Source organism: Brachybacterium sillae (assembly GCF_025028335.1).
Lineage (GTDB): Bacteria > Actinomycetota > Actinomycetes > Actinomycetales > Dermabacteraceae > Brachybacterium > Brachybacterium sillae.
The window spans coordinates 90,290-114,996 of the sequence record NZ_JAFEUW010000001.1; the positions used below are offsets into that span (position 1 = coordinate 90,290).

20 protein-coding genes and 5 pseudogenes are annotated in these 24,707 nt (G+C 68.7%); 18 read left to right on the top strand and 7 right to left on the bottom strand.

Going from position 1 to position 24,707, the window contains the following annotated elements:
- Positions 1 to 2: 2 nt before the first annotated feature.
- From JSY14_RS00420 to JSY14_RS00450, 7 genes are all read left to right on the top strand, one after another.
- The gene (locus tag JSY14_RS00420) at positions 3 to 668 is read left to right on the top strand and encodes a Trp biosynthesis-associated membrane protein (protein WP_259556767.1); all 666 of its coding nucleotides are present in this window, start codon (positions 3 to 5) and stop codon (positions 666 to 668) included.
- Positions 669 to 791: 123 nt separating this feature from the next.
- The gene (locus JSY14_RS00425; RefSeq protein WP_259556768.1) at positions 792 to 1,022 is read left to right on the top strand and encodes an HGxxPAAW family protein; all 231 of its coding nucleotides are present in this window, start codon (positions 792 to 794) and stop codon (positions 1,020 to 1,022) included.
- 1 nt (position 1,023) lies between these two features.
- The gene (gene trpC / locus JSY14_RS00430) at positions 1,024 to 1,878 is read left to right on the top strand and encodes an indole-3-glycerol phosphate synthase TrpC (RefSeq protein ID WP_259556769.1); all 855 of its coding nucleotides are present in this window, start codon (positions 1,024 to 1,026) and stop codon (positions 1,876 to 1,878) included.
- Complete coding sequence (trpB, locus tag JSY14_RS00435) at positions 1,875 to 3,230, top strand: tryptophan synthase subunit beta (protein ID WP_259556770.1); 1,356 nt, start codon at positions 1,875 to 1,877, stop codon at positions 3,228 to 3,230. Before trpC ends, trpB begins: the two co-directional genes overlap by 4 nt.
- Positions 3,227 to 4,036 (top strand): tryptophan synthase subunit alpha, encoded by an 810-nt coding sequence (trpA, locus tag JSY14_RS00440; protein ID WP_259556771.1) that lies wholly within the window; start codon positions 3,227 to 3,229, stop codon positions 4,034 to 4,036. Before trpB ends, trpA begins: the two co-directional genes overlap by 4 nt.
- Positions 4,036 to 4,938, top strand: coding sequence for a prolipoprotein diacylglyceryl transferase (gene lgt / locus JSY14_RS00445; protein WP_259556772.1), 903 nt, complete (start codon positions 4,036 to 4,038; stop codon positions 4,936 to 4,938). Before trpA ends, lgt begins: the two co-directional genes overlap by 1 nt.
- A gap of 104 nt (positions 4,939 to 5,042) precedes the next feature.
- Positions 5,043 to 5,471, top strand: coding sequence for a hypothetical protein (locus JSY14_RS00450; RefSeq protein WP_432803581.1), 429 nt, complete (start codon positions 5,043 to 5,045; stop codon positions 5,469 to 5,471).
- Here JSY14_RS00450 and JSY14_RS00455 read toward each other — a convergent pair.
- Positions 5,455 to 6,294 (bottom strand): annotated as a pseudogene (locus tag JSY14_RS00455) (IS3 family transposase); the annotation flags it as partial. The gene JSY14_RS00450 and the pseudogene JSY14_RS00455 overlap by 17 nt on opposite strands.
- A gap of 123 nt (positions 6,295 to 6,417) precedes the next feature.
- Between JSY14_RS00455 and JSY14_RS00460 the strand changes: the two are divergent.
- A complete protein-coding gene (locus JSY14_RS00460) occupies positions 6,418 to 7,749 on the top strand; it encodes an ISL3 family transposase (protein ID WP_259556775.1) in 1,332 nt (443 codons plus the stop codon).
- A 208-nt stretch (positions 7,750 to 7,957) separates the two neighbouring features.
- Here JSY14_RS00460 and JSY14_RS00465 read toward each other — a convergent pair whose 3' ends face one another.
- Entirely contained in the window at positions 7,958 to 8,578 is a 621-nt protein-coding gene (locus JSY14_RS00465) for a TetR/AcrR family transcriptional regulator (RefSeq protein ID WP_259556776.1), read from the bottom strand.
- A gap of 179 nt (positions 8,579 to 8,757) precedes the next feature.
- Between JSY14_RS00465 and JSY14_RS00470 the strand changes: the two genes are divergently transcribed.
- The 3 genes and pseudogenes from JSY14_RS00470 to JSY14_RS00480 all read left to right on the top strand — a co-directional run.
- A complete protein-coding gene (locus JSY14_RS00470; protein WP_259556777.1) occupies positions 8,758 to 10,206 on the top strand; it encodes an MFS transporter in 1,449 nt (482 codons plus the stop codon).
- Positions 10,203 to 10,676 carry an SDR family NAD(P)-dependent oxidoreductase gene (locus JSY14_RS00475; RefSeq protein ID WP_259556778.1) on the top strand — a complete coding sequence of 158 codons (474 nt, stop codon included), beginning with the start codon at positions 10,203 to 10,205 and terminating at the stop codon, positions 10,674 to 10,676. The genes JSY14_RS00470 and JSY14_RS00475 overlap by 4 nt, the downstream gene beginning before the upstream one ends.
- Positions 10,654 to 10,920 (top strand): annotated as a pseudogene (locus tag JSY14_RS00480) (transposase); the annotation flags it as partial. The gene JSY14_RS00475 and the pseudogene JSY14_RS00480, both read left to right, overlap by 23 nt.
- Positions 10,921 to 11,182: 262 nt before the next feature.
- Here JSY14_RS00480 and JSY14_RS00490 read toward each other — a convergent pair.
- From JSY14_RS00490 to JSY14_RS00510, 4 genes and pseudogenes are all read right to left on the bottom strand, one after another.
- Positions 11,183 to 12,717, bottom strand: a pseudogene (locus JSY14_RS00490) (IS1634 family transposase).
- 235 nt (positions 12,718 to 12,952) lie between these two features.
- Positions 12,953 to 13,525: pseudogene (locus JSY14_RS12420) on the bottom strand (integrase core domain-containing protein).
- On the bottom strand, positions 13,455 to 13,844 hold the full coding sequence (locus tag JSY14_RS00505) for an IS5 family transposase (protein WP_259556780.1): 390 nt from the start codon (positions 13,842 to 13,844) through the stop codon (positions 13,455 to 13,457). Before JSY14_RS00505 ends, JSY14_RS12420 begins: the two are co-directional and overlap by 71 nt.
- A 116-nt stretch (positions 13,845 to 13,960) precedes the next feature.
- Entirely contained in the window at positions 13,961 to 14,347 is a 387-nt protein-coding gene (locus JSY14_RS00510; RefSeq protein ID WP_221845053.1) for a winged helix-turn-helix transcriptional regulator, read from the bottom strand.
- A gap of 102 nt (positions 14,348 to 14,449) precedes the next feature.
- Between JSY14_RS00510 and JSY14_RS00515 the strand changes: the two genes are divergently transcribed.
- The 3 genes from JSY14_RS00515 to JSY14_RS00525 all read left to right on the top strand — a co-directional run bounded on the left by JSY14_RS00515 (position 14,450) and on the right by JSY14_RS00525 (position 16,531).
- The gene (locus JSY14_RS00515; RefSeq protein ID WP_221845054.1) at positions 14,450 to 14,851 is read left to right on the top strand and encodes a nuclear transport factor 2 family protein; all 402 of its coding nucleotides are present in this window, start codon (positions 14,450 to 14,452) and stop codon (positions 14,849 to 14,851) included.
- A gap of 87 nt (positions 14,852 to 14,938) precedes the next feature.
- Entirely contained in the window at positions 14,939 to 15,178 is a 240-nt protein-coding gene (locus tag JSY14_RS00520; protein ID WP_259556782.1) for an NAD(P)-binding protein, read from the top strand.
- A gap of 285 nt (positions 15,179 to 15,463) precedes the next feature.
- The gene (locus JSY14_RS00525; protein ID WP_259556783.1) at positions 15,464 to 16,531 is read left to right on the top strand and encodes an IS110 family RNA-guided transposase; all 1,068 of its coding nucleotides are present in this window, start codon (positions 15,464 to 15,466) and stop codon (positions 16,529 to 16,531) included.
- 118 nt (positions 16,532 to 16,649) lie between these two features.
- Here the strand turns inward: JSY14_RS00525 and JSY14_RS00530 are convergent, their stop codons facing one another.
- Positions 16,650 to 18,158 carry an IS1634 family transposase gene (locus tag JSY14_RS00530; protein ID WP_432803582.1) on the bottom strand — a complete coding sequence of 503 codons (1,509 nt, stop codon included), beginning with the start codon at positions 18,156 to 18,158 and terminating at the stop codon, positions 16,650 to 16,652.
- A gap of 147 nt (positions 18,159 to 18,305) precedes the next feature.
- On the opposite strand from JSY14_RS00530, the gene JSY14_RS00535 reads away from it, so the two are divergent.
- The 4 genes and pseudogenes from JSY14_RS00535 (at position 18,306) to JSY14_RS00550 (ending at position 24,682) form a co-directional block, all read left to right on the top strand.
- Positions 18,306 to 19,718, top strand: coding sequence for an IS1380 family transposase (locus tag JSY14_RS00535; protein ID WP_432803583.1), 1,413 nt, complete (start codon positions 18,306 to 18,308; stop codon positions 19,716 to 19,718).
- A gap of 177 nt (positions 19,719 to 19,895) precedes the next feature.
- A complete protein-coding gene (locus JSY14_RS00540) occupies positions 19,896 to 20,759 on the top strand; it encodes an IS3 family transposase (protein WP_259556785.1) in 864 nt (287 codons plus the stop codon).
- A gap of 37 nt (positions 20,760 to 20,796) precedes the next feature.
- A pseudogene (locus JSY14_RS00545) lies at positions 20,797 to 23,211 on the top strand (glutamate synthase-related protein); the annotation flags it as partial.
- Positions 23,204 to 24,682: a glutamate synthase subunit beta gene (locus JSY14_RS00550; protein ID WP_259556786.1), complete on the top strand. Its 1,479-nt coding sequence runs from the start codon at positions 23,204 to 23,206 to the stop codon at positions 24,680 to 24,682. The pseudogene JSY14_RS00545 and the gene JSY14_RS00550, both read left to right, overlap by 8 nt.
- Positions 24,683 to 24,707 lie beyond the last annotated feature (25 nt).

The window sequence follows — 24,707 nt, forward strand, 5'->3', positions numbered from 1 at the left end:
CCGTGCTGTCACGTCGTGCCCTCGTCCTGACCGAGCTCGCCGTGTCGGTGCTGCTGCTGGGCCTGTCCCGCGCCACCTGGGTGCGGGCCCTCGGCTCGACGCTCGCCGGTGCCCGGACCGAGGTGGAGGTGATCGGCTCCGCCGCCGCCCCCGCGGTCGTCGCGCTCGGAGTGGTCGGGGCCGCTGCGGCCCTCGCCACCACGCTGTCCTCGCCCCGGGTGCGGTGGGTGACCGGCCCGGTGACCGCCCTCGCCGGCGCCGGGATCGTCGCGGCCTCGGCCCTGGTGCTCGCCGATCCGGCCCAGGCAGCCGTCGCCGGGGTCGCGGACGCGACCGGGGTGCGCGGTGCGCAGATCGAGGCGAGCGCCACCTTCTGGCCGATCGTCGCTCTGGTGCTCGGCGGACTGCTGGCCGCCCTCGGTGTCCTCACCCTGGTGGCCGGGCGCGGATGGAACACACGGCGCACCCGGTCGCGGTACCAGCGGGCCGACGCCGCCGGGGCCGTGCCCCCACCGGATGACGAGCTCGACCACGCCGGTGGCCCGGCCGCCACCGCCACCACAGCGACCGGGGTCGCTCCGGTCGGAGGCCCCTCCGGCAGCGAGGCCTCGGACGACCCCGCGGGGGACTGGGACGCCCTCAGCCGCGGTGAGGACCCCACCGCCTGAGCCCAGCCCCGGGCAGCAGCGCGCGACCCGGGACGGGACCGGTCCGCCGTGGTCCGACGTGGCAGAATGGGCGGGGCCTGGCACCCCACCGGCCCCGTGTCGCTCCCCGATGGAAGGCAGCCCATGTCCAAGACCTACGTCGTCCCGCCCGCCCCGCCGCACAACGAGGGCAAGACCCTCGCCGCCTGGGTGATGTTCGCGGGCGTCGTGCTCGGTTCCGCCGTCGCTGCGATCGGTCTTGGCATGCTGAACTGGCTGATCGTCGCCGTCGGCGCGGCCATCGTCCTGGCCACGATCGTCGCGAGCGTCGGCCTGCGCGCTGCCGGCCACGGCCAGGTCGCGCGTCGCCGCTGAGATGGCCTCGGGGACCGTTCTCGACGAGATCATCGCAGGGGTCCGGGAGGACCTCGCCGTCCGCCGCGCCGCCACACCGCCGCCGGCCCTCGAGGAGCGTCTCGCCGAGCGGGCCCCCGCGCGGGACGCCCTCGCGTCGCTGCGGGGGGACGGCCGCACCCTCGGTCTGATCGCCGAGGTCAAACGCCGCAGCCCCTCCAAGGGTGATCTCGCGGCGATCCCCGACCCCGCCGCTCTCGCCGCCGTCTATGCGCAGGCCGGGGCGAGCGCCGTCTCCGTCCTCACCGAGCAGCGTCGCTTCGGAGGATCGCTCGCGGACCTCGACGCCGTCCGTGCGCGGGTCGACGCCCCGGTGCTGCGCAAGGACTTCGTCGTCGACCCGTACCAGGTGCTCGAGGCCCGCGCCCACGGTGCCGACCTCGTGCTGCTGATCGTCGCGGCCCTCTCCCCGGCGCAGCTGCAGGAGCTCCACGCACAGATCACCGAGCTCGGCATGACCGCGCTGGTCGAGACCCATGACCTCGCCGAGCTGGAGACCGCCCTCGCCCTCGATGCCGCCGCCCCCGGGGGCAGCCCGCTGATCGGCGTCAACGCCCGCGATCTGCGCACTCTCGAGGTGGACCTCGCCCGCGCCGCCGACGTCCTGCGCCACATGCCCTCTCACGTCCTCGCGGTCGGCGAATCCGCCGTCGTCGGGGTGGAGGACGTCGAGTCCTACGCCGTGGCCGGCGCCGATGCCGTCCTGGTGGGGGAGGCCCTGGTCCGTCAGGGTGACCCCTCCGCCTCCGTCCGCGCCTTCCGCGCCGTCGCCCGACGCGGCCGCCCGACCATCCCCACCCGGGAGGAACACGCATGAGCACCGAGACCCCGCGTCACGACACCGCCGAGCTGCCGCTGCGCGAGCACTCCGGCCCGTACTTCGGGCGTTTCGGCGGGGCCTTCCTGCCGGAGGCTCTGGTGCCCGCCCTGCAGGAGCTCACCGAAGCCGCCGACAAGGCCCTGGTCGATCCCGAGTTCCTCGCCGACCTCGATCGCCTGGGCCGTGAGTTCACCGGACGCCCCAGCCTGCTCACCGAGGCCCCCCGCTTCTCCCGTCTCGCCGACGGTGCCCGGATCCTGCTCAAGCGGGAGGACCTGAACCACACCGGCAGCCACAAGGTCAACAACGTGCTGGGGCAGGCACTGCTAACGGTGCGGATGGGCAAGAAGCGGGTGATCGCGGAGACCGGCGCCGGGCAGCACGGCGTCGCCACCGCCACCGCCGCCGCCCTGTTCGGACTGGACTGCACCATCTACATGGGCGCCGAGGACACCCGCCGCCAGGCCCTGAACGTCGCCCGCATGAGGCTTCTCGGGGCCGAGGTGGTGCCCGTCGAACACGGCTCCCGGACCCTCAAGGACGCCATCAACGAGGCCTTCCGGGACTGGGTGACGAACGTCGAGACGACCAACTACGTCTTCGGCACCGTCGCCGGGCCGCACCCGTTCCCGACCCTGGTGCGGAACTTCCAGAAGATCATCGGTGAGGAGGCCCGCGAGCAGACTCTGGAGCGCGTCGGACGCCTGCCCGATGCGGTCGTCGCCTGCGTCGGCGGCGGCTCCAACGCCATGGGCATCTTCCACGCCTTCCTCGACGACCCCGAGGTGCGGCTGATCGGCTGCGAGGCCGCCGGCGACGGCATGGACACCGACCGTCACGCCGCCACCATCTCGAAGGGCCGCCCCGGGGTGCTGCACGGCGCGCGCAGCTTCCTGCTGCAGGACGAGGACGGGCAGACGATCGAGTCCCACTCCATCTCCGCCGGCCTCGACTACCCGGGTGTCGGGCCCGAGCATTCATGGCTGGCGGACATCGGCCGCGCCGAGTACCGGGGGATCTCCGACGCCGAGGCGATGGACGCCTTCGCCCTGCTGTCCATGACCGAGGGCATCATGCCCGCCATCGAATCGGCGCACGCCCTCGCCGGGGCCCTCGCCCTCGGCCGGGAGCTCGGCCCGCAGGCCGTGATCGTGGTGAGCCTCTCCGGTCGCGGTGACAAGGACGTCGACTCCGCCTCGACCTGGTTCGGCCTCGGCGGCGGCGACGTCGATCCGGCGTCCGCCCGCGGCGACCTCGCCGCCCTCAAGACCCTGGCCCGCACCACCCTCGACGGACCCGGCACCGTGCCGGACCAGCTGTCCGCGAACCCCCAGGAGGAACAGCGATGAGCGCCACCGGACCGCGCGCCGCACAGATCCTCGACCGCACCCGCGACGAGGGCCGTCCCGCGCTCATCGGGTACCTCCCGGCCGGGTTCCCCGACGTCCGCCGGTGCATCGACGCCGCGAAGGTTCTGGTCGACGAGGGCGTGGACATCCTCGAGATCGGTCTGCCGTACTCGGACCCGGTGATGGACGGCCCGGTGATCCAGGCCGCCACCGAGCAGTCCCTCGCCCAGGGCTTCCGCACCCGCCAGGTGTTCGACATCCTCGAAGCCCTCGCCGACACCGGCGCCGCCCTGCTGGTCATGACCTACTGGAACCTGGTCGAGGCGCAGGGGGTGGAGGACTTCGCGCGGCGCCTGGCGGACTCCGGCGGCGCCGGCCTCATCACCCCCGACCTCATCCCCGAGGAGGCGGGGGAGTGGATCGCCGCCTCCGACGCCCACGACCTCGACCGCGTGTTCCTGGTGGCGCCGTCGTCCCCGCGCGAGCGACTCGAACACGTGGTGCGGCACAGCCGCGGTTTCGTCTATGCCGCCAGCACCATGGGAGTCACCGGCACCCGCAGCAGCGTGAGCTCCGCCGCGGAGGGCCTGGTCGAGCGCACCCGCGCCGCCGGCGCCCCCCACGTCGCGGTCGGGCTCGGCGTCTCCACCGCCGACCAGGCCGCCGAGGTCGGGGCCTACGCCGACGGTGTCATCGTGGGTTCCGCCTTCGTGCGGGCCCTCGCCGACGGGAACGGCGACACCGCCGATCTCGCGCGCACCGCCCGCGATCTGCGCAGCGGCATCGACCGGGCGCGGGGTCGTTGATGCTGCGCGCCGAGATCCCCAGCTCGCCGATCTCGGCGATCTCCTTGGGGCCACTGACGATCCACTTCTACGCCCTGTGCATCCTCACCGGCATCGCCGTCGCCATCTGGTGGGCCACCCGCCGGTGGGAGGAGCGCGGCGGCAACGGTGATGATCTCTTCGATATCGCCTTCGTGGCAGTCATCGCGGGCATCATCGGTGCTCGTGTCTGGCATGTGCTGACCTCCCCGGCGCCGTTCTTCGGACCCGGTGGCAACCCGATCGCCGTGCTGTACATCTGGCAGGGCGGTCTCGCGATCTATGGCGCTGTCGCCGCCGGTGCCCTGGCCGTGTGGTGGATGGCCCGCCGCAAGCGGGTCTCCTTCGCGGCCCTCGCCGACACCATCGCGCCGACCCTTATGGTGGCGCAGGCCATCGGGCGCTTCGGCAACTGGTTCAACCAGGAGCTCTACGGCCCGCCGCTGGACGCCTGGTGGGCGTGGCGCATCCCCTGCGTCACCAACGGGGAGCAGATCGCCGGGTGCGTGCCCGGCACCTACCATCCGACGTTCCTGTACGAACAGCTGTGGAACCTCGTCGGCGTGCTGGTGCTGCTGTGGGCGGCACGCCGCTGGCAGCTCGCCGGCGGCCGCATCTTCTGGCTGTACGTGGCGATCTACTCCACCGGCCGGGCCTGGATCGACGCCATGCGCAGCGAACCGGTGATGATGATCGGCCCCCTCCGGATCCACACCGTCGTCGCCCTGGTGATGGTGGTCGTGGCCGTCGCGATGCTCGCCTGGCTCACCCGGCGGGCGCACCGGCGCGGGGCCGAGGCCTGGGCGGCGGACGGGTCTCCCCGCCCCCTCGACGGTGTCTCGGATCACGGACCTGAGATCTCAGTGGCGCAGCAGGGCTCCTAGACTCACGCGACGGTGTCACCGGAGCGCCGCGGGAGACCCTGCACGGCGCCCCGCGGAGGTGCGGCGAGCACCGGGCCCGTGTTCGCTCCCAGGAAGAGGTGCCCATGCGTCCGCTGTCCTCCCGCTTCTCGGCGCTCCCCGCGGATCAGGGGCTCTACCGCTCCGCCGATGAGCACGACGCCTGCGGCGTGGCGATGGTCGCCACCACCCGCGGCACCCCCGGGCACGACATCGTCTCCCTCGCGATCACGGCGCTGGAGAACCTGGACCATCGCGGTGCCGTCGGAGCCGAGGAGAACACCGGTGACGGCGCCGGCATCCTGCTGCAGCTCCCGGATCGTTTCCTGCGGGCCGTGATCGACGCCGAGCTGCCCGCCCCCGGCGAGTACGCCGCCGGCCTGGCTTTCCTCCCGCAGGACGACGAGGAGCGGGAGAGCACCCTGCGGAGGATCGAGACGATCGCCGTCGAGGAGGGCCTGTGTTGCGCCCCGGGTCTGATGCAGGCTTCGTTGTCTGTCACCGTGCCCGGGTGAGCTCGGCGGGCTGATCGTAGCGCGTGGTCCGGTACGCCTCCTCGACCTCGGCTGGGGAGCGTTGGGCGAGCTCGCCGTGGACGCGACGGTGGTTGTACCAGTCGATGTACTCGGCGACGGCGATCTCCACGTCGTTGATCGACTGCCAGCCGCGTCCGCGTTTGAGTGGGTTGTGGATCAATTCGCCCTTGAATAGCGAGTTGAACGCCTCGGCCATCGCATTGTCGTACGAATCGCCTCGCGATCCCACGGAGGCGACCGCCTCGGCTTCAGCAAGCCGCTCGGTGTAGCGCACCGCACGGTATTGCACTCCGCGATCGGAATGATGGACTAGGCCGGAGATATCTTGGCCGGCTCGCTTCCTCGCCCAGATTCCCATTTCCAGGGCATCGAGCGCCAGGTTGGTGTGCAGCGAGGTAGATACTTGCCAGCCGACGATCCTGCGAGAGAAGGCATCGAGCACGAATGCGGCATACACCCATCCCGAGAAGGTACGGATATAGGTGATATCTGCGACCCAGAGGCAGTTGGGTGCCTTGGCGCGAAACGTCCGCCCCACCAAGTCACCCACACCGGGCCCCTGGTTGTCGCTGATCGTGGTCCTGGGGCGCTTGCCGCGCCGTAGGCCCTGCAGGCCCATCTGGCGCATCAAACGCTCCACCGTGCACCGGGCGACCGCGGTGCCCTCGCGGCGCAGCTGGGCGTGGACCTTGCGTGCCCCGTAGACCCCGTAGTTCTCCAGATACACGCGACTGATTTCCTCCTTCAACTCCTCATCGCGAACAGCGCGCGGCGACGGCACACGATTTTTGGCGGCGTAATGGGGCTCTTCCCAGATGAGGGTGTAGCGCACGTCGTGCGGCGGGCCGGCGCGTCGGTGGCCGGATAGAGGTCGAGGTCTCCCGAGGATGAGAGCTCCTACACACTCAGCCCGAAAGACCTCGACGTGCACGACGCTACCGTCGGCGGGCGCGCTGATGCGTTCGCCAGCCCCGACCTGACTGCCTTCTGCCGCCTCGACGAACTCGGCCTCGTTGTCACCGGGCAGCGACTCGAGCTGGATCGTGCCGTATTGGCCTGCCAGGTGGTCGAGCCCGACCAGTGGTGCCGGCGCTGCGGCTGCGAAGGGAGACCACGTGACACCGTGGTCCGACGGCTTGCCCACGAACCACTGGGCTGGCGGCCCACGACGCTGGAGGTCGTCGTGCGCCGTTACCGCTGCAGCGGCTGCGGGTATGTGTGGCGCCAGGACACCACCGCCGCGGCCGAGCCCCGGACCACGTTGTCTCGGCGCGCTCTGCGGTGGGCGCTGGAAGGGATCGTGGTCCAGCACCTGACCGTGGCTCGGGTCGCCGAGGGGCTCGGGGTGGCCTGGGACACCGCCAACGACGCCGTTCTGGCCGAGGGCAAGCGGGTGCTGATCGACGAGGAGCACCGCTTAGAGGGGGTGAAGGCCGTCGGGGTCGATGAGCACGTGTGGAGGCACACCCGTCGCGGCGACAGGTACGTCACCGTGATCATCGACCTCACCCCAGTGCGAGATGGCACCGGCCCGGCACGGCGGCTGGACATGGTCGAAGGACGCTCCAAGCAGGCGTTCAAGACCTGGCTGGCCGACCGCCCGCAGGAGTGGCGCGACGGCGTGGAGGTGGTCGCGATGGACGGCTTCACCGGGTTCAAGACCGCCGCCGTCGAGGAACTGCCCGACGTGGTGACCGTGCTAGATCCCTTCCACGTCACGCGCCTCGCTGGCGAGGCGCTCGATGAGTGCCGACGGCGAGTTCAGCAGGCCATCTGTGTGCACCGCGGCCGCAAGGGCGACCCGCTCTATGCCGCCCGCCGGACCCTGTCCACCGGCGCCGACCTGCTCAACGACAAGCAGAAGGACCGACTGGACACCCTGTTCGCCGACGACGCCCACGTCGAGGTCGAGGTCACCTGGAGCGTCTACCAGCGCATGATCGCCGTCTACCGCCACGAGAACCGGCGCCACGGCCGCGAGCTGATGGCCCGGCTCATCGACTCGATCAGCACCGGCGTCCCCAAAGCCCTGGTCGAGATCACCAAGCTCGGCAGGACGCTGAAGAAGCGCGCCACCGACGTCCTGGCCTACTTCGACCGGCCCAGCACCTCCAACGGGCCCACCGAGGCGATCCACGGCAGGCTCGAGCACCTGCGCGGCTCGGCGCTGGGGTTCCGCAACCTGACCAACTACATCGCCAGATCCCTGCTCGAGACCGGCGGGTTCAGACCCCGACTACACCCTGGATTCGGATGAGCCGGATACCTCGTACCCGTCTTCCGATACCCAGCGGTCAAGCGCGGCCGCGCCGGTCTCCGGTTGATGCCTAACATCGACCACACCGAGGAGCACATCGCTGGCTTCGCGGCGACGTTGCGGGGCCTACGCGATTCGGTCGGGTTCTGATGCGCCCAGAACGTGGCCCTGGCGATGCACCCTTCGCCGGGGCCGCTTCCATGTGCGCCTACTGCGAGGACGAGGCGTACGAGGCGAACACGGCCGCGAACTGGTCCAGGCTTCGCCGGGCGATCGCCCCGTCTCCATGAGCAAGCCACGCGGTCGTCACCCCCGAAAGCGCGGCAAGGATCAACTCGGCAAGATCGTCGGCGGGGATGGTGAACTCGACGCCGAGCTGCGTCTGGAACCGCTGGAGATGGTGGGCGATCTTATCGCGGTAGGCACCGTGCTCCCACTGCGGCAGATCTCGTAGATCCTCGTCGCGCAAGGCGTAGTTCGTCAGCTCTGAGAGCACGAGCTGATGCCCGGCGTCCTTCTCCAGGCTGGTCCAGTACTCGGCGAACAGGTCGCGGAACCCGTCCTTGGGATCGGTGGTTGGGCCGAGCTTGCCCCATGCCGCCTCCAGGGGGGCGTTGAAGTCGGCCTCAATGAGAGCTGTGAAAAGCTCGTGCTTGGAGCGGAAGCAGTAGTGGAACACGCCATGGGCCATCCCCGCTTCCTGGCAGATCGCGCGCGTCGATGCGGCGGCAATCCCCTCGCGTTTCATGACCGTCATCGCCGCGTCCATGAGCAGGCGCCTGCGCACATCTGCGCTGATCTGCGGCCTCGGCTGTTTCTCCTCAGGCATGGGGCAAAACTATCACACATGCCTTGGGCGCTTGCCTTGGGCAGTTGTCCAACCTATGATCGGAGGCACCGTTCCCGATGAGAGGAGACCCTGTGTCCACCGGTCCGAACACTGCTCCGCCCCGTGCGACACCCCGGTCCTGGGTGGCGCTCGGGCTGCTGACGATGCCCGTGCTCCTGATGAGCATCGACCTCACGGTCCTCGCCGTGGCCGTCCCAGAACTCAGCGAAGATTTGGCCCCGTCAGCAAGTCAGCTGCTGTGGATCGTCGACATCTACGGCATCTTCCTTGCCGGGCTGCTCATCCTGATGGGCTCGCTCGGGGACCGCATCGGCAGGCGACGGCTTCTCCTGATCGGATCACTGCTGTTCGGTGCCGCTTCGGCGATCGCAGCGTTCTCCACCAGCCCTGAGATGCTCATTGCTGCTCGCGCGTTACTCGGTATCGGCGGTGCGACGCTCATGCCCTCGACCCTGTCGTTGATCCGCAACATCTTCGCTGATCCTGATCAGCGCAGGCGGGCGATCTCGGTGTGGGCAGCAGCGTTCGCCGGAGGTGCCGGGCTCGGCCCGGTCGTGGGTGGAGCCATCCTGGAGCACTTCGAATGGGGGGCAGTGTTCCTCATCAACGTGCCGCTGATGATCGTGCTCCTCATTGCCGGTCCATTTCTGATTCCGGAGTCCAAGGACTCACGGCCTGGCCGGTTCGATCTCGCATCGGCTGCACTGCTGATCGTCTCCGTGCTCGCGTTCGTCTACGGACTCAAGCACGCCGCCGAGTACGAATGGGGCTGGTCCGCCATCGCGTTCCTGGCTATCGGCATCTTAGGCGGCACCTGGTTCACGTTCCGGCAGCGACGTCTGGCCAACCCCCTGGTCGACGTCACGCTCTTTCGCTCACTGCCCTTCTCCGTGGCGGTACTGGCCAACATTGCCGGCGTGTTCGCGTTGGTCACCGTGCTGTACTTCTTCCCCCAGTACATCCAACTCGTCCTCGAAAAGACTCCTCTGCAAGCGGGTCTCTGGGCTCTGCCCATCGCATTCGGCGCGATCCTCGGCGCGATCCTCGCCCCGATTCTCGCTCGCAAGATCCCAATCGGCTGGCTCATCGGCATCGGCCTATTCATCGCCGCAGCCGGTTACGCGGTGCTGGCAGGCCTCGGGGTCGACGAGATGATGGCCCTGGCGTTTACCGGTGGAGCCCTGATCGGTGGCGGAGTCGGCCTGACCGACACGCTCACCAACGATGTCATCATCGCGACCGCGCCGCCCAATCGTGCCGCTGCCGCCGCAGGAATCAGCGAGACCGCATACGAGCTCGGTGGCGCTATGGGCATCGCGATCCTCGGCAGCTTCGGCACCTCCATCTACCGCGACAGGGTCGAATCCTCCGCAGTCGGCCTTCCCGAGGAAGCGGTCGATGCCGCGAAGGAGACACTCGGGGGCGCCCACATGGTTGCCGGGGAACTGCCCGGCGAGGCCGCGCGAGGGTTCATCGCGATGGTCAACGATGCCTTCACCACGGCCATGACCGACACCTTCATCGTCGGCAGCGCGATCCTGGCCGTCACCGCGATCACCGCTGTCCTCGTGCTGCGCACCCGGCGCGCCCGGAAGGACGCACCATGAGCACCCAGCGGCCAGACACTATCCCCGTCGTGCTGGTCACGGGTGCCACCGGGGGTCTCGGTGCCGCATTCGCCGAGTACTTCGCGAGCCGGGGATGGTCGATCGTCCTGTCCGCCCGCAACTGTGAGGCGCTGGAACGCTTCGCGCAAAAGCTCACGGCTGACCATGGTGCACGAGTCGAGGTCCTGGCGGCGGATCTCACCACGAGCGACGGGATCGCGACGCTCACGGGCTATTGCACAACCCATCGAGTCGACGCGGTGGTCAACAATGCGGGCGCGGCCCATACGCGGCCGTTCGCCGCCTTGCCACGTGAGGTCATTGAGCAGGAGATCGTGCTCGACTGTTGCGCCCCGGGTTCGGTGCAGGCTCTGATTCCAGGAAGGATGAGGGGCTATGGCAGCACCGAGGAAGTACATCGAGGAGTTGCGGGAGCGGGCCACCCGGATGGCGCTGGAGGCGATCGCTGACCCGGCCACGAAGCATGGGGCGATACGGCGGATCGCGGCCCAGCTCGATGTCCATCCCGAGGCGCTGCGCACCTGGGTGCGCACCGCAGAGGTCGATGCCGGCAAGCGTCCGGGAGTACCTACCGATGTGAATGAGCGCCTGGCGCAACTGGAGCGGGAGAACCGTGAGTTGCGCCGCGCCAATGAAATACTCCGCACCTCAGCTGCTTTTTTCGCCGCAGCGGAGCTCGACCGCAAGATCAAGTAGCCACTCACGACCAAGCCTCGAAGCGTGAGGTGCCGGTGGCGGTGGTCATCGACTACATCGATCACTTCCGCGACCGTGTCGTTGAGGGCAAGTAGCTCGGAGTCGAGCCGATCTGCCGGGTATTGAACCAGGCCGGTGTTCAGATCGCTCCGAGGACCTATTACGCCGCCAAAAATCGTGTGCCGTCGGCGCGCGCTGTTCGCGATGAGGAGTTGAAGGAGGAAATCAGTCGCGTGTATCTGGCCTGACTTGGACCTCTTTAGTGTGTCACTCGCTGAAGGACGTGTCGGGCGTCGTCGGTGAGTTCGGGGCTCGCGGTGATCTTTTGCCCGGCGATGGTGATAGTGACGTCCTGGAGGGGACGGAGTGTCCGGATGATCCGGCGGATGCTGAACCCGGTCGCTGCTTGGAGGTGTCTGGCGATCGCCAGGGCCGTGAACACGATGGCGAGGTGGGCTTCGATCGCGTCACGGGTGCGGTGGAACACGGGCCTGGCCTGCAGGTCAGTCTTGCTCATCCGGAATGACTGCTCGACATGCCAGAGGTCGTGATAGCTGGAGACCACCTCCGCCGCCGGCATCGTGGCGGCAGGAATGTTCGTGACGTAGCCCTTCAGCCCGACCAGACTTCGTGCCCGCTCGAGCGAGGCCGTATCGAGGGATCGGCCGCTCGCGGTGGTCTTCACGAATCTGGTCGACTTCACCGACGCGTCCCCGTCGATCACGGCTCGGGCCCGGTTCTCCTGCGCGGTGAGGGTGTGATTGTCGCGGGTGGCACGCTTGGTGCGGTAGCTCCAGATGGCACGCCAGTGCCCGGGATGCTCCTGTGCGTCCCAGACCGGCTCCTTGCGGCGCTTCGTCGTGGAGGGTTTCGTGTTCCCGTGGCGGGGCGTGATGGTGTCGATCAGCTGCCCGTCCGTGAACGCGTCCCCGTTCCAATGGAAGTGATTGGCCAGGTCACCCGGGGCTTTCGCCTGTCGTGAGCCGACGATGAACTTCAGGTCCGCTTCGTCGAGCTCGCGCAGGTTGGCCGCCGAGAGCATCCCGGCGTCCGCGACCACGACCATGTCAGCGAGGTCGTTCCGGGCCTGGAACTGGCGGATGATCGGGACGATCGTGCGGGTCTCAGCATGGTTCCCCTCGAAGCAGCCGATCTCCAGCGGGAACCCGCCCCGGTCCACGAGCAGGCCGACCACGATCTGCGGATCCACGCGGCGTTCCTTCGAGTAGCCGGCCTTCCTCAGCGCATCCTCGTTCTCCGCCTCGAAATAGAGCGTCGTAACGTCGTAGAGCACCAGCGAGATGTCGCCGCTGGTCGCGGCATGCTCGAAGCACCTCGTCGCGATCTGGCCGCGGTAGTCGTTCGTGGCGATCCGGGCCAGGCAGCGCTTCATCGTCGAGCGATGCACCGGGTCGATCCCGACCTCCGCCAGCACTCTGGCGGAGTCGCTCATCGAGGTCGGCTCGATCAGGCGTGCGGCGACGAGCTGGAAGAATGCCTCATCACCGATCGCCGTGAACCCCAGCGCCGCCCACGCGGACTGCAGCGTCTCCAGCAGCAGCCGGGACTGCTTCGACGTGATCGTCGCGGGGCTCGTCGACGTTGCTGTCCCCAGGTCGAGGACGCCCTGACCAGCGTTGATCTTCTCCCGACCCGCCTCCATCAGGCCGGCGAGCTCGGCTTCGGTATGAGCCGACCCGAGATGCTCCAGGACCACATCCCGACGGTTCCGCCGCTCAGCAATCTGCACAGCCGTCGCCCCCGACGCCGTCCTACCTTCCGCAGGAACACCACCCGCTTAGTGTGTCACTCCAGGCAGGCGCGAAGCGCTCACCAGCACCGATACACCCAAAACCCGCGTCGATACCCCAGAGAGGTCCAAGTCAGGTCCGAGGTCAAGGGACAGTCAGCGCGCATGCTGGCGCTGAGCCATCCCCCTCGGGCATTTTGTGCCAATAGGTGCCCTCCCGCCTGTTCGGCGGAAGCTGCAGCGCTCGGTCACAGACCCCCAGCCGGCTGGGGCGGAATCCTAGCTGTTCTTCCCCGTGAGGTTGTGAACGCGTTCGGCGGGGGTGGAGCCTCCGAGCCCGGTGTGGGGTCTGTGGTGGTTGTAGTGATGGAGTCAGTTGTCGTAGGTGGCTGCGCGGTCAGCGTCTGACTGGTAGGTCTGCGCGTAGGCCCACTCGGTGGCGAGGGTGCGGTTGAAGCGCTCGACTTTCCCGTTCGTCTGGGGTCGGTAGGGGCGGGTGCGGCGATGCTTCACCCCGGCACCGAGCGCGTCGGTGAACGCGTGCGAGCGATAGCAGGCCCGGTTCTTCTTCGACGGGTAGCCCTTGTCCGCGAGCACCCGATCCGGCCTCGTGCCCACAGGCCCTCGGCCGGGGATGTGGATCTCGTCGAGTACGCAGGTGAACATGCTCGTGTCTGCGACCTGCCCGCCAGTGAGGACGAACGCCAGCGCCCGGGCCTTCCCGTCGCAGACGAGATGGATCTTCGTCGTCAAACCACCCCGTGACCGGCCGATCGCGTGGTCAGGAGGCTCCGGCCCCGACTTCTTGTCGTTCGATGGATCCCCCTGTGACCCGGGGCAAGGTCGCGCCATGCTGATGGACACGCGCGATCGAGGAATCCACCGACACGACCCAGTCGATCTCACCCTGAAGCGACGCCCGCTTCTGCACATGGGTGAGCAGGTCCTCCCAGACGCCGTCGCTCGCCCACCGCCGGAAGTTCTTGTAGATCGTGTTCCAGCTCCCGAACCGATCGGGCAGGTCTCGCCACGCCGATCCCGTGCGGAACCGCCACGCGGTCGCCTCGACCACCGTGCGCCGATCCACCGGAGGACGGCCCCGTGTCCTCACCGGCGGGAACACGTCCCGGATCAGCTCCCAGACCTCGTCCGTGATGACATCTCGAGACACGCCTCAAGGATCACCCGAAGGCCCCGAACCAGCATTTAGCAACACGGCCTAAGCCGCGTCGGAGGTGGTGAGGGGGCCGCCGGCGGCCGTGTGGGATGGTGGCCCTGGCCCGGGGCTCAGCCGTGCGGGGTGCCCAGTGCTTTCTCGTCATAGGCCTGACGAGCTTCAAGGACGTCATCGAAGTGCTCGGCCGCCCAATCGACCAGCGCCCCAAGTGGATGCTCCAAGGTCGAGCCGAGTGGCGTGAGGCCGTAGTCGACGTGGCGGGGCACTGTGCCGTGATCGATCCGCTCGACGATCCCGTCGCGCTCCAGGTCGCGGAGAGTGTCCACCAGAACCTTCTTGCTGATGCCGTCGACGGCCGCCTGGAGCTCGCCGAAGCGCAGACGCCGATGCTGGAGCGCGATGACGATCAATGCGGTCCACTTGTTGGCGATCCGCGCGAGAGAGGTGCGCGACGGGCAGGTCGCGAGCAGGGGATTCCATGAACGTTCGGTGACCATCAGGTGAACTCCTTCCGTGGTTACGTTGAAGTCACCACAACAGCATCGGCCACCCTCAGAGGGCGGTGATCCTGCTGCGGATCGAACGAAGGAGAACTGACCATGACTGCCACACCCCCCGTTGAGACCGTCGAAACCTACTTCACCCATCTGGCCCAGGGCAACGTCGAGCAGGCCATGGCCGTGCTCGACCCGGACGTCGCGTGGCACCAGCCTGGCGACAACCGCTTCTCGGGCGTGCACCGCGGCCCGGATGCCATCCGTGCCCTGATCGGCGGCATGATGGAGGCCACCGGCGGGACATTCGCGGTGGCCCCGACCGGCCCCCTCATGGCGAACGAGGACGTGGTGGCCGCCCCGGTGCGCTTCACGGGTCACCGAGATGGGCGAGAGCTGGACCAGCCCGGGGTGGATCTTCTCACTGTCCGGGACGGCCGGATCGTCGAGGTCCGGCTCTTCTCCTCAGACGGCCCCGCCGAGGACCAGTTCTGGGGGAAGGCGTAAGACGACGGCCAGGTTGCTCAGCAACCTGGCCGTCGTCGTTGCGGCATGTGCGCGACGTACCGATCAGCGACCATCAGGAAGGTTGACATGAACTCCAAGCAGTACGCCCCAGAGCATCGTGAAGTCCTCATCGTAGGCGCCGGCTTCAGCGGCCTGGCCAATCTCCACCTGCTGCGCCGTGCAGGGATCGACGCCGCGATTGTCGAAGCAAGTGACGACGTCGGTGGCACTTGGCATGCGAACCGATACCCGGGGGTCCGAACAGACAGCGAATCGCACTATTACTGCTTGTCCTTTGCCCAGGAAGTCACCGTGAATCGGCTGTAAGTCTCTGAAGTGGCTGGCCTGGGGTCGGCTGGCAGGGTGGGTGCTGGTGCTCCGTCTGGTCGTGACTCTTGAATCGCCTGGCCTCCCGCTTCGGCGGGGTGCCTTTCCCAGGATCTGTCCGGCCGGGTGGGTGCCGGCGCCGACCCTGCCCACTCCGATGGCTTGATCAGAAGCTTGCCCGACCGTTCACGGCGGTCGTGGCCCATTACAGGCCTGCCTCGAAGTGACCATTCCCGGGTCGACGCCAGCAGTGACGTCAACCCAGTGGAGAGGATCACGGTCACCATGACCATCGTCGCAAACACGTTCGCGTATGTCATCGGCGCGGACACCCATTCCAGAACACACACTCTCGCCGTGCTCGACGCGCGCACTGGCGCCAGAGTGGACACTCGGACCTTCCCGACGACGCCGGCGGGATTATCACGCGCGGTCGCGTGGATCGCTCGGCGCACCAGCGGGCTGGCCGATGTGCTCGTAACGATCGAGGGCGTCGGCTCGTATGGCGCCCGGCTCGCGAGAGCATGCCAGGACGCCGGCTACCGGGTCGTGGAGTCGTTCCCGACAGCGGCACGTGAACGTCGCGGACGAGGCAAGAGCGACGAGATCGACGCGGAACTGATCGCCCGCTCCGTGCTCGGCGTCGATGCCGACAACCTCCGTGATCCGCGTCAGGACGCGGGAGTCCGCGCGGCGCTGCGGGTGCTGATCGGCGCCCGCGACCTCATCAACCTCGAACGCACCAGGTCGATCAACGCCTTGACCGCGCTGCTTCGAACGGTCGACCTCGGCATCGACGCCCGCGCCTCGCTCACCAAGAAGCAGCTCGCGGCGATGGAGTCCTGGCGCACGCGACAGGAGGACCTCGCGACCGCGACAGCCCGCCGGGAAGCGATCCGGCTGGCCCGACGGGTTGCCGTCTGCGATCAGGACCTCGCTGCTAACCGTGACGAGATCACCGCGCTGGTCGCCGCCAGCGACGCCGCAATCCTGCTCGACGAGCCCGGGATCGGCGCGATCAACGCGGCCGTGATCATCGCCGCCTGGTCACACCCCGGCCGGGTCCGCTCCGAAGCAGCGTTCGCCGTGCTCGCCGGCGTCAGTCCCGTGCCCGCCTCGAGCGGAAACACCACCCGTCATCGCCTCAACCGAGGAGGCGACAGGCGTCTGAACAGAGCCTTATCGTCGATCGCGCTGACCCGAATGTCGCACCACCCGCCGACCCGCGCCTACGTCGAACGCCGACGAGCCGAAGGACGCACCACCAAGGAAATCCGCCGCTCACTCAAGCGATACATAGCCCGCCAGCTCTACCGCCGCCTCAGCGAGCAGAGCGGACTTGACAACACATAGAAGCATCCTGGGTTTCGTTCCGTTCTTGAAGCAAGGATGGAACACGATGAACCAGAAGTACTCTCCCGAGATGCGCGAGCGCGCGCTGCGGATGCTCGATGACCCGAGTTTTATCAATTTAGTGAGCACTGCGTGACGGTGGCCGGTGGATGCGGTCGAGCGCGTCGCGGAGCTCGTCGGGGATAGGGTCGGCGGCGGTGATGTTGTGGTCGCCGGCGCGGATCGTGACGGTCTTGTAGCGCCGGGCGGTGGTGACGAACTTCTTCAGTGACCAGCCGGTGAGGTGCTCGAGGCGGCGGGCGACGGCGAGGGCGGCGAAGACGATGCTCAGGTGGGCCTCGATGGAGTCCTGCAGGCGGTGGTAGATCGGCCGGGCGGCGAGGTCGTGCTTGGACATCCGGAAGGACTTCTCGATCTGCCAGAGGCGGTGGTAGGCGCCGATGACGAACTCCGCCGACGCCTGCTCGGGCAACAGGTTGGTCAGGTAGCCCTTGATCCCGGCCAGGGCCCGGGCCTTGGCCTCTAACTCACGGTTGACGGCCCGTTCCTCGCCGGTGACGGTCAGGAACCGGTTGCGCTTGACCGGGGCCTTGCCGGCGGCGGCCTGTTCGGCCTTGGCGACCTGCTGATCGATCCCCCGCAACGTCCGCCGCGCCCGGGCGGCCCGGTACTGGTAGTAGATTCGCCCCTCACGGCGGTTGCCGGCCGGGCCGGTGAAGGTCTTGGCGGTGAAGATCTGCCCGTCCTCCGGCCCCTGCCCGGGGTGCTCGGCCAGCCACTTCTCGATCACGTACGGGACCTCGGCGATCCGCGCGCCGAGGATGTAGGACAACCCGGCGGCCTCGATCGCGTCCCGGTTGTCGTGGCTGAGCATCCCGGCATCGGCCACCACGGTGAGGTTGTAGGTGGCCTTGAACGCCTCGATCACCGGCAGCATCGTCTTCGTCTCGGCCTTGTTGCCCTCAAAGGCGTTGACCATCAACGGAAACCCGGCGGCATCGGTCAGCAACCCGATGGTGATCTGCGGATCGATCCGCCGCTCCTTGGAGTACCCCGGCTCCCGGAAACCGTCACCCTCGTCGGCCTCGAAATACAACGTCGAGACGTCGTAGAGCACCAACGCCGCTGGCCCCAGCTCTGCCGTCGCGGCCAGGGCGGCCGCCAACGCCTGACGGAAGGCCGGCTTGGCGTAGCGCGGCAGGCGCCGGTTAACGGTCGGGTAGGACACCGGGGCCAGGCCGGTCTCCTCGATCACCCGCAGCGAGTCCAGCTTGCTCGTCGGCTCCACCAGGCGGGCCAGCACCAGGTGAAAGAAGACCTCATCTCCCTGCGCCGCGGCCTGAAGGCCCAGATCGACGTAGACACGCTCGATCGCACCGATCAGGTGCTCCATCCGGGTGGTGGTAATCGGCAACGGCCCACCCGAGCCGGGCCTGCCGAGCCCGAGATCGAGCTCGTCTTGCCCCGCTGCCAGCCGCTGCCGCGCCGCGGCCTTGAGGGCTTCGATCTCGGCATCGGAGTGCGCTGAGCCGATGTGCTCGATGTCCTTCGACCCGCGCCGCGTAGAGTGAACGATCTGCACCGCCCGCGCCCCAGAGGCGGTCTTCACCGTGCGGATGTAGGCCACCGCCGCACTCTACAACCCCCGGTTAACCTCGAGATTTCACGGGGGTGTGGTCTCGACCGGCGGAATGAATGGCGAAAGGTGCTCCTGGCCTGGGATGATACGAGGTGTTGAGACCCGTACCCATCCGCTGGAAGGAGCACCTTTCAGGTGTCCCACCCTACCTTGTTCTTCTACCCCCGTCCGCGGGTGGACGTCGCTGAGGTCCCGGCCCTCTCGCATGCGGGCGCGGTGCTGCTGACCGACACGATCCACGCCACCGGCCTCGCCTCTTCGCTGCGGGAAGCACTGGCTCCGTGGACGAAACCGCTGGCCGAGCACCACGCGGCGAAGGTCCTGCTGGACCTCGCACTCACTCTCGCAATCGGCGGCGAGCATGCTTCGGATACTGATCTGCTGCGTTGCGAGCCGGGCCTGTTCGGTGATGTCGCCTCGGCCCCCACGATCTCCCGCACGCTCACCACCCTCGCCCAGGACGCGCCCACCGTGATCGAGGCGATCTCGAAAGCCCGCCGCGCCGCGCGTGAAAGAGCCTGGGCCCTCGCCGGAGACCATTCCCCGGCTGCGGGGGTCAGTGCGAAGAACCCGCTGGTCATCGACCTCGATGCCACCCTGATCAACGTCCACAGTGAGAAGGAGCAGGCCGCACCGACGTTCAAACGCGGGTTCGGCTATCACCCGCTGTGTGCGTTCCTGGACCACGGCAGCGAAGGGACCGGGGAACCACTGGCGATCCAGCTGCGCCCCGGCAACGCCGGCTCGAACACCGCCGCTGATCACATCACCGTCACCCGGCAGGCTCTCGCGCAGCTGCCTGCGGGCCTGCTGGCCCGGGGCGGGCGGGGGTCGAAGAAGATCCTGATCCGCACCGACGGAGCCGGCGGCACCAAGGACTTCCTGGCCTGGCTCCAGCGGCAGCGTCTGGCCTACTCAGTGGGGTTCACCCTCCCCGCGAACACCCCTGACCTGCTGAAACGCCTCGACGAGGCGGAGGCGTGGACCCCCGCCTACGACACCGATACCGACGGGATCCGCGACGGGGCGTGGGTGGCGGAGCTGACCGGACTGCTGGACCTGTCCGGGTGGCCTGCCGGGATGCGGGTGATCGTGCGGAAGGAACGTCCTCATCCTGGGGCGCAGCTGCGGATCACCGATCACGAAGGGATGCGCATCACCGCGTTCGCCACCAACTCCCCGCGCGGCCAGCTCCCCGTCCTGGAGCTGCGTCACCGTCGCCGTGCACGCTGCGAAGACCGGATCCGTAACGCCAAGGACATGGGCCTTGAGAAGTTCCCGTTGCAGCGCTTCGCGCAGAATCAGCTCTGGTGCCAGATCATCCAGATCGCCAGCGAGCTCGTCGCCTGGATGCAGACCATAGCTCTGACCGGCCATGATGCGCGGAAGTGGGAGCCCAAACGGCTCCGCGCGCGGTTGTTCGAGATCCCCGCGACCCTCGTGCGCCGCGCCCGGCACAACCTCCTCCACCTCGCCGAACATGCACCCGAAGCCGTGAGGGTCCTGACCGGCGTCAACCGGCTCCGCACCGCCGTCGCACAGACCTAACCCGGCGAGACCACCCGCCCCTACGACCAGCAGCTCCTCTTCTCGGGAGTGGAACCCGACCGCCCGCAACGGACACTGCGACGATCTGTCATACCCGAATGCCAGAATCAGCAGCTCAACACCGGCAACGACGCCGACCCACCCCGCTCACCAGCCCGATGAAACATCGAGGTTAGTGTGTCACTCCAGGCACGCGCGAAGCGCTCACCAGCACCGATACACCCAAAACCCGCGTCGATACCCCAGAGAGGTCCAAGTCAGGAGGAAATCAGTCGCGTGTATCTGGAGAACTACGGGGTCTACGGGGCACGCAAGGTCCACGCCCAGCTGCGCCGCGAGGGCACCGCGGTCGCCCGGTGCACGGTGGAGCGTTTGATGCGCCAGATGGGCCTGCAGGGCCTACGGCGCGGCAAGCGCCCCAGGACCACGATCAGCGACAACCAGGGGCCCGATGTGGGTGACTTGGTGGGGCGGACGTTTCGCGCCAAGGCACCCAACTGCCTCTGGGTCGCCGATATCACCTATTTCCGTACCTTCTCGGGATGGGTGTATGCCGCATTCGTGCTCGATGTCTTCTCTCGCAGGATCGTCGGCTGGCAAGTATCTACCTCGCTGCACACCAACCTGGCGCTCGATGCCCTGGAAATGGGAATCTGGGCGAGGAAGCGAGCCGGCCAAGATATCTCCGGCCTAGTCCATCATTCCGATCGCGGAGTGCAATACCGTGCGGTGCGCTACACCGAGCGGCTTGCTGAAGCCGAGGCGGTCGCCTCCGTGGGATCGCGAGGCGATTCGTACGACAATGCGATGGCCGAGGCGTTCAACTCGCTATTCAAGGGCGAATTGATCCACAACCCACTCAAACGCGGACGCGGCTGGCAGTCGATCAACGACGTGGAGATCGCCGTCGCCGAGTACATCGACTGGTACAACCACCGCCGCGTCCACGGCGAGCTCGCCCAACGCTCCCCAGCCGAGGTCGGGGAGGCGTACCGGACCACGCGCTACGATCAGCCCGCCGAGCTCACCCGGGCACGGTGACAGACAACGAAGCCTGCATCAGACCCGGGGCGCAACAGGCATCTCCACGGTGTCCTCCTACCGCGACAGCCAGATCTTCGAGGCCGTCGGTCTCGGCCAGGAGCTCGTCGACCGGTACTTCCCCGGCACCACCAGTCGGCTGGGAGGCATCGGCCTCGACGTCATCGCCGCGGAGGTCGCCGCCCGGCACCACCGCGCCTACCCGCCGGAGGGGCAGGCCCTCGCCCACCGGCGCCTGGAGGTCGGCGGGGAGTACCAGTGGCGCCGCGAGGGTGAACCCCACCTGTTCACGCCGGAGACGGTGTTCCGTCTGCAGCACTCCACCCGCACCCGCCAGTACGAGGAGTTCCGCCGGTACACCGACATGGTCGATGACCAGTCGGAGCGGCTCATGACCCTGCGCGGCCTGTTCCGACTGCGCACCGAGGACGTCGAACCGGTGCCGCTGGAGGAGGTGGAGCCGGTCTCCGCCATCGTCAGGCGTTTCATGACCGGCGCCATGAGCTACGGCTCCATCTCGCAGGAGGCCCACGAGACCCTCGCGATCGCCATGAACCGCCTGGGCGGGATGTCGAACTCCGGAGAGGGCGGTGAGGACCCGGAGCGTCTGCATGACCCGGAGCGCTCCAGCGCCATCAAGCAGATCGCCTCCGGCCGCTTCGGCGTGACCAGCGAATACCTCACCTTCGCCCGTGACATCCAGATCAAGATGGCGCAGGGGGCGAAACCGGGGGAGGGCGGGCAGCTGCCGCCGCAGAAGGTGTACCCGTGGATCGCCCGCACCCGGCACTCCACCCCCGGGATCGGTCTGATCTCCCCGCCGCCGCACCACGACATCTACTCCATCGAGGATCTGGCCCAGCTGATCCACGATGCGAAGTCCGCCAACCCGCAGGCCCGCGTCCACGTGAAGCTGGTGTCCCGCTTCGGGGTCGGCACCGTCGCGACAGGTGTGTCGAAGGCCCATGCCGATGTGGTGCTGATCTCCGGACATGACGGCGGCACCGGTGCCAGCCCGCTGAACTCCCTCAAGCACGCCGGCACCCCGTGGGAGCTGGGCCTGGCCGAGGCCCAGCAGACGCTTCTGCTGAACGGTCTGCGCGACCGCATCACGGTGCAGGTCGACGGGCAGATGAAGACCGGCCGTGACGTCATCATCGCCGCCCTCCTGGGCGCCGAGGAATACGGTTTCGCGACCGCCCCGCTGGTGGTGTCCGGCTGCATCATGATGCGCGTGTGCCACCTGGACACCTGCCCGGTCGGCGTCGCCACCCAGAACCCGGAGCTGCGGTCCCGGTTCACCGGCAGCCCCGACGTCGTCGTCACCTTCTTCGAGTTCATCGCCGAGCAGGTGCGCGAACATCTGGCGCAGCTGGGCCTGCGCTCCCTGGATGAGGCCATCGGTCGGATCGACCTGCTCGATGTCGACGAGGCGCGCCGCCACTACAAGCAGGAGGGTCTCGACCTCCGCCCGGTGCTGGCCCGCCCCCAGATCATGGAGGGTGACCACGTGCGCCGCCGGCGCGCGCAGGAGCACGGTCTGGAGCACGCGGCGGACGTCCCGTGGATCGAACAGGCACGGCCCGCCCTCGAGGAGGGGCGGCCGGTGGTGATCCGCGACCGGGTGCGCAACACCCAGCGGACCGTCGGCACCCTGCTCGGCCACCAAGTCACCGTCCGTCACCGCGGGGAGGGACTGCCCGATGACACCATCCGGGTGGAGCTCGAGGGCACCGGAGGGCAGTCCTTCGGGGCCTTCCTGCCGCGCGGTGTGACGCTCGAGCTGCGCGGCGACGTCAACGACTACACCGCCAAGGGACTCTCCGGCGGGATCGTCGCCGTCGGACCCACCCGCCCCGGTGCCGGCGCTCCGGACGCCCCCGCGAGCACCGCCGGGGGATCATCGCAGGATGCGGCGCCCGCCCCCGCCGTGATCGCGGGGAACACCTGCGCCTACGGCGCCACCAGCGGGGAGCTGTACCTCGCAGGCAGCGCGGGGGAACGCTTCGGGGTGCGCAACTCCGGCGCCACACTGGTGGTCGAGGGCATCGGCGACCACGGCGCGGAGTACATGACCGGCGGCGCCGTCGTGGTGCTGGGGCCGACCGGGCGCAACCTCGGTGCCGGGATGAGCGGCGGCACCCTGTTCGTGCTGGACCTCGACCGGGAGCGGCTGAACCCGGCCGACGCGGCGACCTTCGAGATCGGCCCGGTCACCCCGGAGCACCGCGGGTTCGTGCGCGCGGTGCTCTCCGAGCACGTGCGCCGTACCGGCTCCGAGAGGGCCCGGGCGCTGCTGGCCGATGAGGACGCGCTGTTCGCGCGGATGACGGAGATCGCCCCGCGGGCCTTCCTGCGGGTGATGCGCATCCGGGAGGACGCCGTCGAGCGGGGCGTCGACCCGGACGCCCCGGAGGTGTGGAACGAGATCCTGGAGGCTTCCCATGGCTGATCCCCGCGGCTTCCTCACAACCCGCTCGCGTGAGCTGCCCGTCGCGCGGCCCGTCCCGGTGCGCCTGATGGACTGGCGTGAGGTGTACGAGGCCCGGGAGAAGGGCGAGCTGGGAGTCGTCTCCCGCCAGGCCGGTCGCTGCATGGACTGCGGCATCCCGTTCTGCCACCAGGGGTGCCCGCTGGGGAACCTGATCCCCGAGTGGAACGAGCTGGTGTACCGGGAGGACTGGCGCGACGCCGTCGAACGACTCCACGCCACCAACAACTTCCCCGAGTTCACCGGGCGCGCCTGCCCCGCGCCGTGCGAATCCTCGTGCGTGCTGGGCATCAACCAGCCGCCGGTGACGATCAAGAGCATCGAGGTCTCGATCATCGACCGGGCCTTCGAGGAGGGCTGGGTGCAGCCGGTGGAGCCGACCCGCCAGACGGGACGCACCGTCGCCGTCGTCGGCTCCGGACCCGCCGGGCTCGCGGCCGCCCAGCAGCTCACTCGGGCCGGGCACACCGTGGTGGTGCTGGAGCGCGACGACCGTCTCGGCGGGCTGCTGCGCTACGGCATCCCCGAGTTCAAGCTCGAGAAGCGGCACCTGGACCGGCGCCTGGAGCAGATGCGGGCCGAGGGCACCCGGTTCCGCACCGGCGTCACCGTCGGCGGTGACGGCGAGGGGGATCTGTTGGTCGAGGAGCTGCGCCGCCGCTTCGACGCGGTGATCCTCGCCACCGGCGCGGGGGTGGCCCGCGACCTGCCGGTGCCCGGGCGGGAGGCCACGGGCATCCACGTCGCGATGGACTACCTCACCCAGGCCAATCGCGCCGTCGAGGGCGACTTCGTCCCCGACCAGATCACCGCCGCGGGCAAGGATGTGATCATCATCGGCGGCGGGGACACCGGTGCCGACTGTCTGGGCACGGCCCTGCGGCAGGGCGCCCGCTCCGTCACGACCCTCGCGATCGGTGTGCAGCCGCCGGAGGAACGCGACGAGGATCACCCCTGGCCCACGCATCCCGTGCTGTTCGAGGTCAGCGGCTCCCACGAGGAGGGTGGCGAACGCAGCTACCTCGCCTCCACCACCGGCTTCGAGATGGGGGAGGACGGCAGCGTGCAGGGCATCCGCGTGGCGCGCACCCGCTTTGAGGGCGGGCGCCGGGTCCCGACGCCGGGCACCGAACAGGTGCTTCCCGCCCAGCTGGTGCTGCTGGCCATGGGATTCACCGGGCCGCGGCGGGACGATGTCGTGGCTGGTCTCGGGGCGGAGCTGGACCAGCGGGGCCGTATCGCGCACAGCGACACCTGGCAGACCTCCGTTCCCGGGGTGTTCACCGCCGGTGACTGCGCCCGCGGTCAGTCGCTCATCGTGTGGGCGATCGCCGAGGGCCGTTCCTGCGCCGCTGCCGTCGACGCCCACCTGATGGGCGCCACGGATCTGCCCGCTCCCGTCCGGCCGGGGGATGCGCCCATTACACTGTGATGAGGATCCCGGCGCCGCGACCTGT

Bases quoted from the DNA above. Each gene is read 5' to 3' on its own strand.
- JSY14_RS00425 (WP_259556768.1), top strand. From the start codon at position 792: ATGTCCAAGACCTACGTCGTCCCGCCCGCCCCGCCGCACAACGAGGGC.
- trpC (WP_259556769.1), top strand. From the start codon at position 1,024: ATGGCCTCGGGGACCGTTCTCGACGAGATCATCGCAGGGGTCCGGGAG.
- trpB (WP_259556770.1), top strand. From the start codon at position 1,875: ATGAGCACCGAGACCCCGCGTCACGACACCGCCGAGCTGCCGCTGCGC.
- trpA (WP_259556771.1), top strand. From the start codon at position 3,227: ATGAGCGCCACCGGACCGCGCGCCGCACAGATCCTCGACCGCACCCGC.
- lgt (WP_259556772.1), top strand. From the start codon at position 4,036: ATGCTGCGCGCCGAGATCCCCAGCTCGCCGATCTCGGCGATCTCCTTG.
- JSY14_RS00450 (WP_432803581.1), top strand. From the start codon at position 5,043: ATGCGTCCGCTGTCCTCCCGCTTCTCGGCGCTCCCCGCGGATCAGGGG.
- JSY14_RS00465 (WP_259556776.1), bottom strand. From the start codon at position 8,578: ATGCCTGAGGAGAAACAGCCGAGGCCGCAGATCAGCGCAGATGTGCGC.
- JSY14_RS00470 (WP_259556777.1), top strand. From the start codon at position 8,758: ATGAGCATCGACCTCACGGTCCTCGCCGTGGCCGTCCCAGAACTCAGC.
- JSY14_RS00475 (WP_259556778.1), top strand. From the start codon at position 10,203: ATGAGCACCCAGCGGCCAGACACTATCCCCGTCGTGCTGGTCACGGGT.
- JSY14_RS00510 (WP_221845053.1), bottom strand. From the start codon at position 14,347: ATGGTCACCGAACGTTCATGGAATCCCCTGCTCGCGACCTGCCCGTCG.
- JSY14_RS00515 (WP_221845054.1), top strand. From the start codon at position 14,450: ATGACTGCCACACCCCCCGTTGAGACCGTCGAAACCTACTTCACCCAT.
- JSY14_RS00520 (WP_259556782.1), top strand. From the start codon at position 14,939: ATGAACTCCAAGCAGTACGCCCCAGAGCATCGTGAAGTCCTCATCGTA.
- JSY14_RS00525 (WP_259556783.1), top strand. From the start codon at position 15,464: ATGACCATCGTCGCAAACACGTTCGCGTATGTCATCGGCGCGGACACC.
- JSY14_RS00550 (WP_259556786.1), top strand. From the start codon at position 23,204: ATGGCTGATCCCCGCGGCTTCCTCACAACCCGCTCGCGTGAGCTGCCC.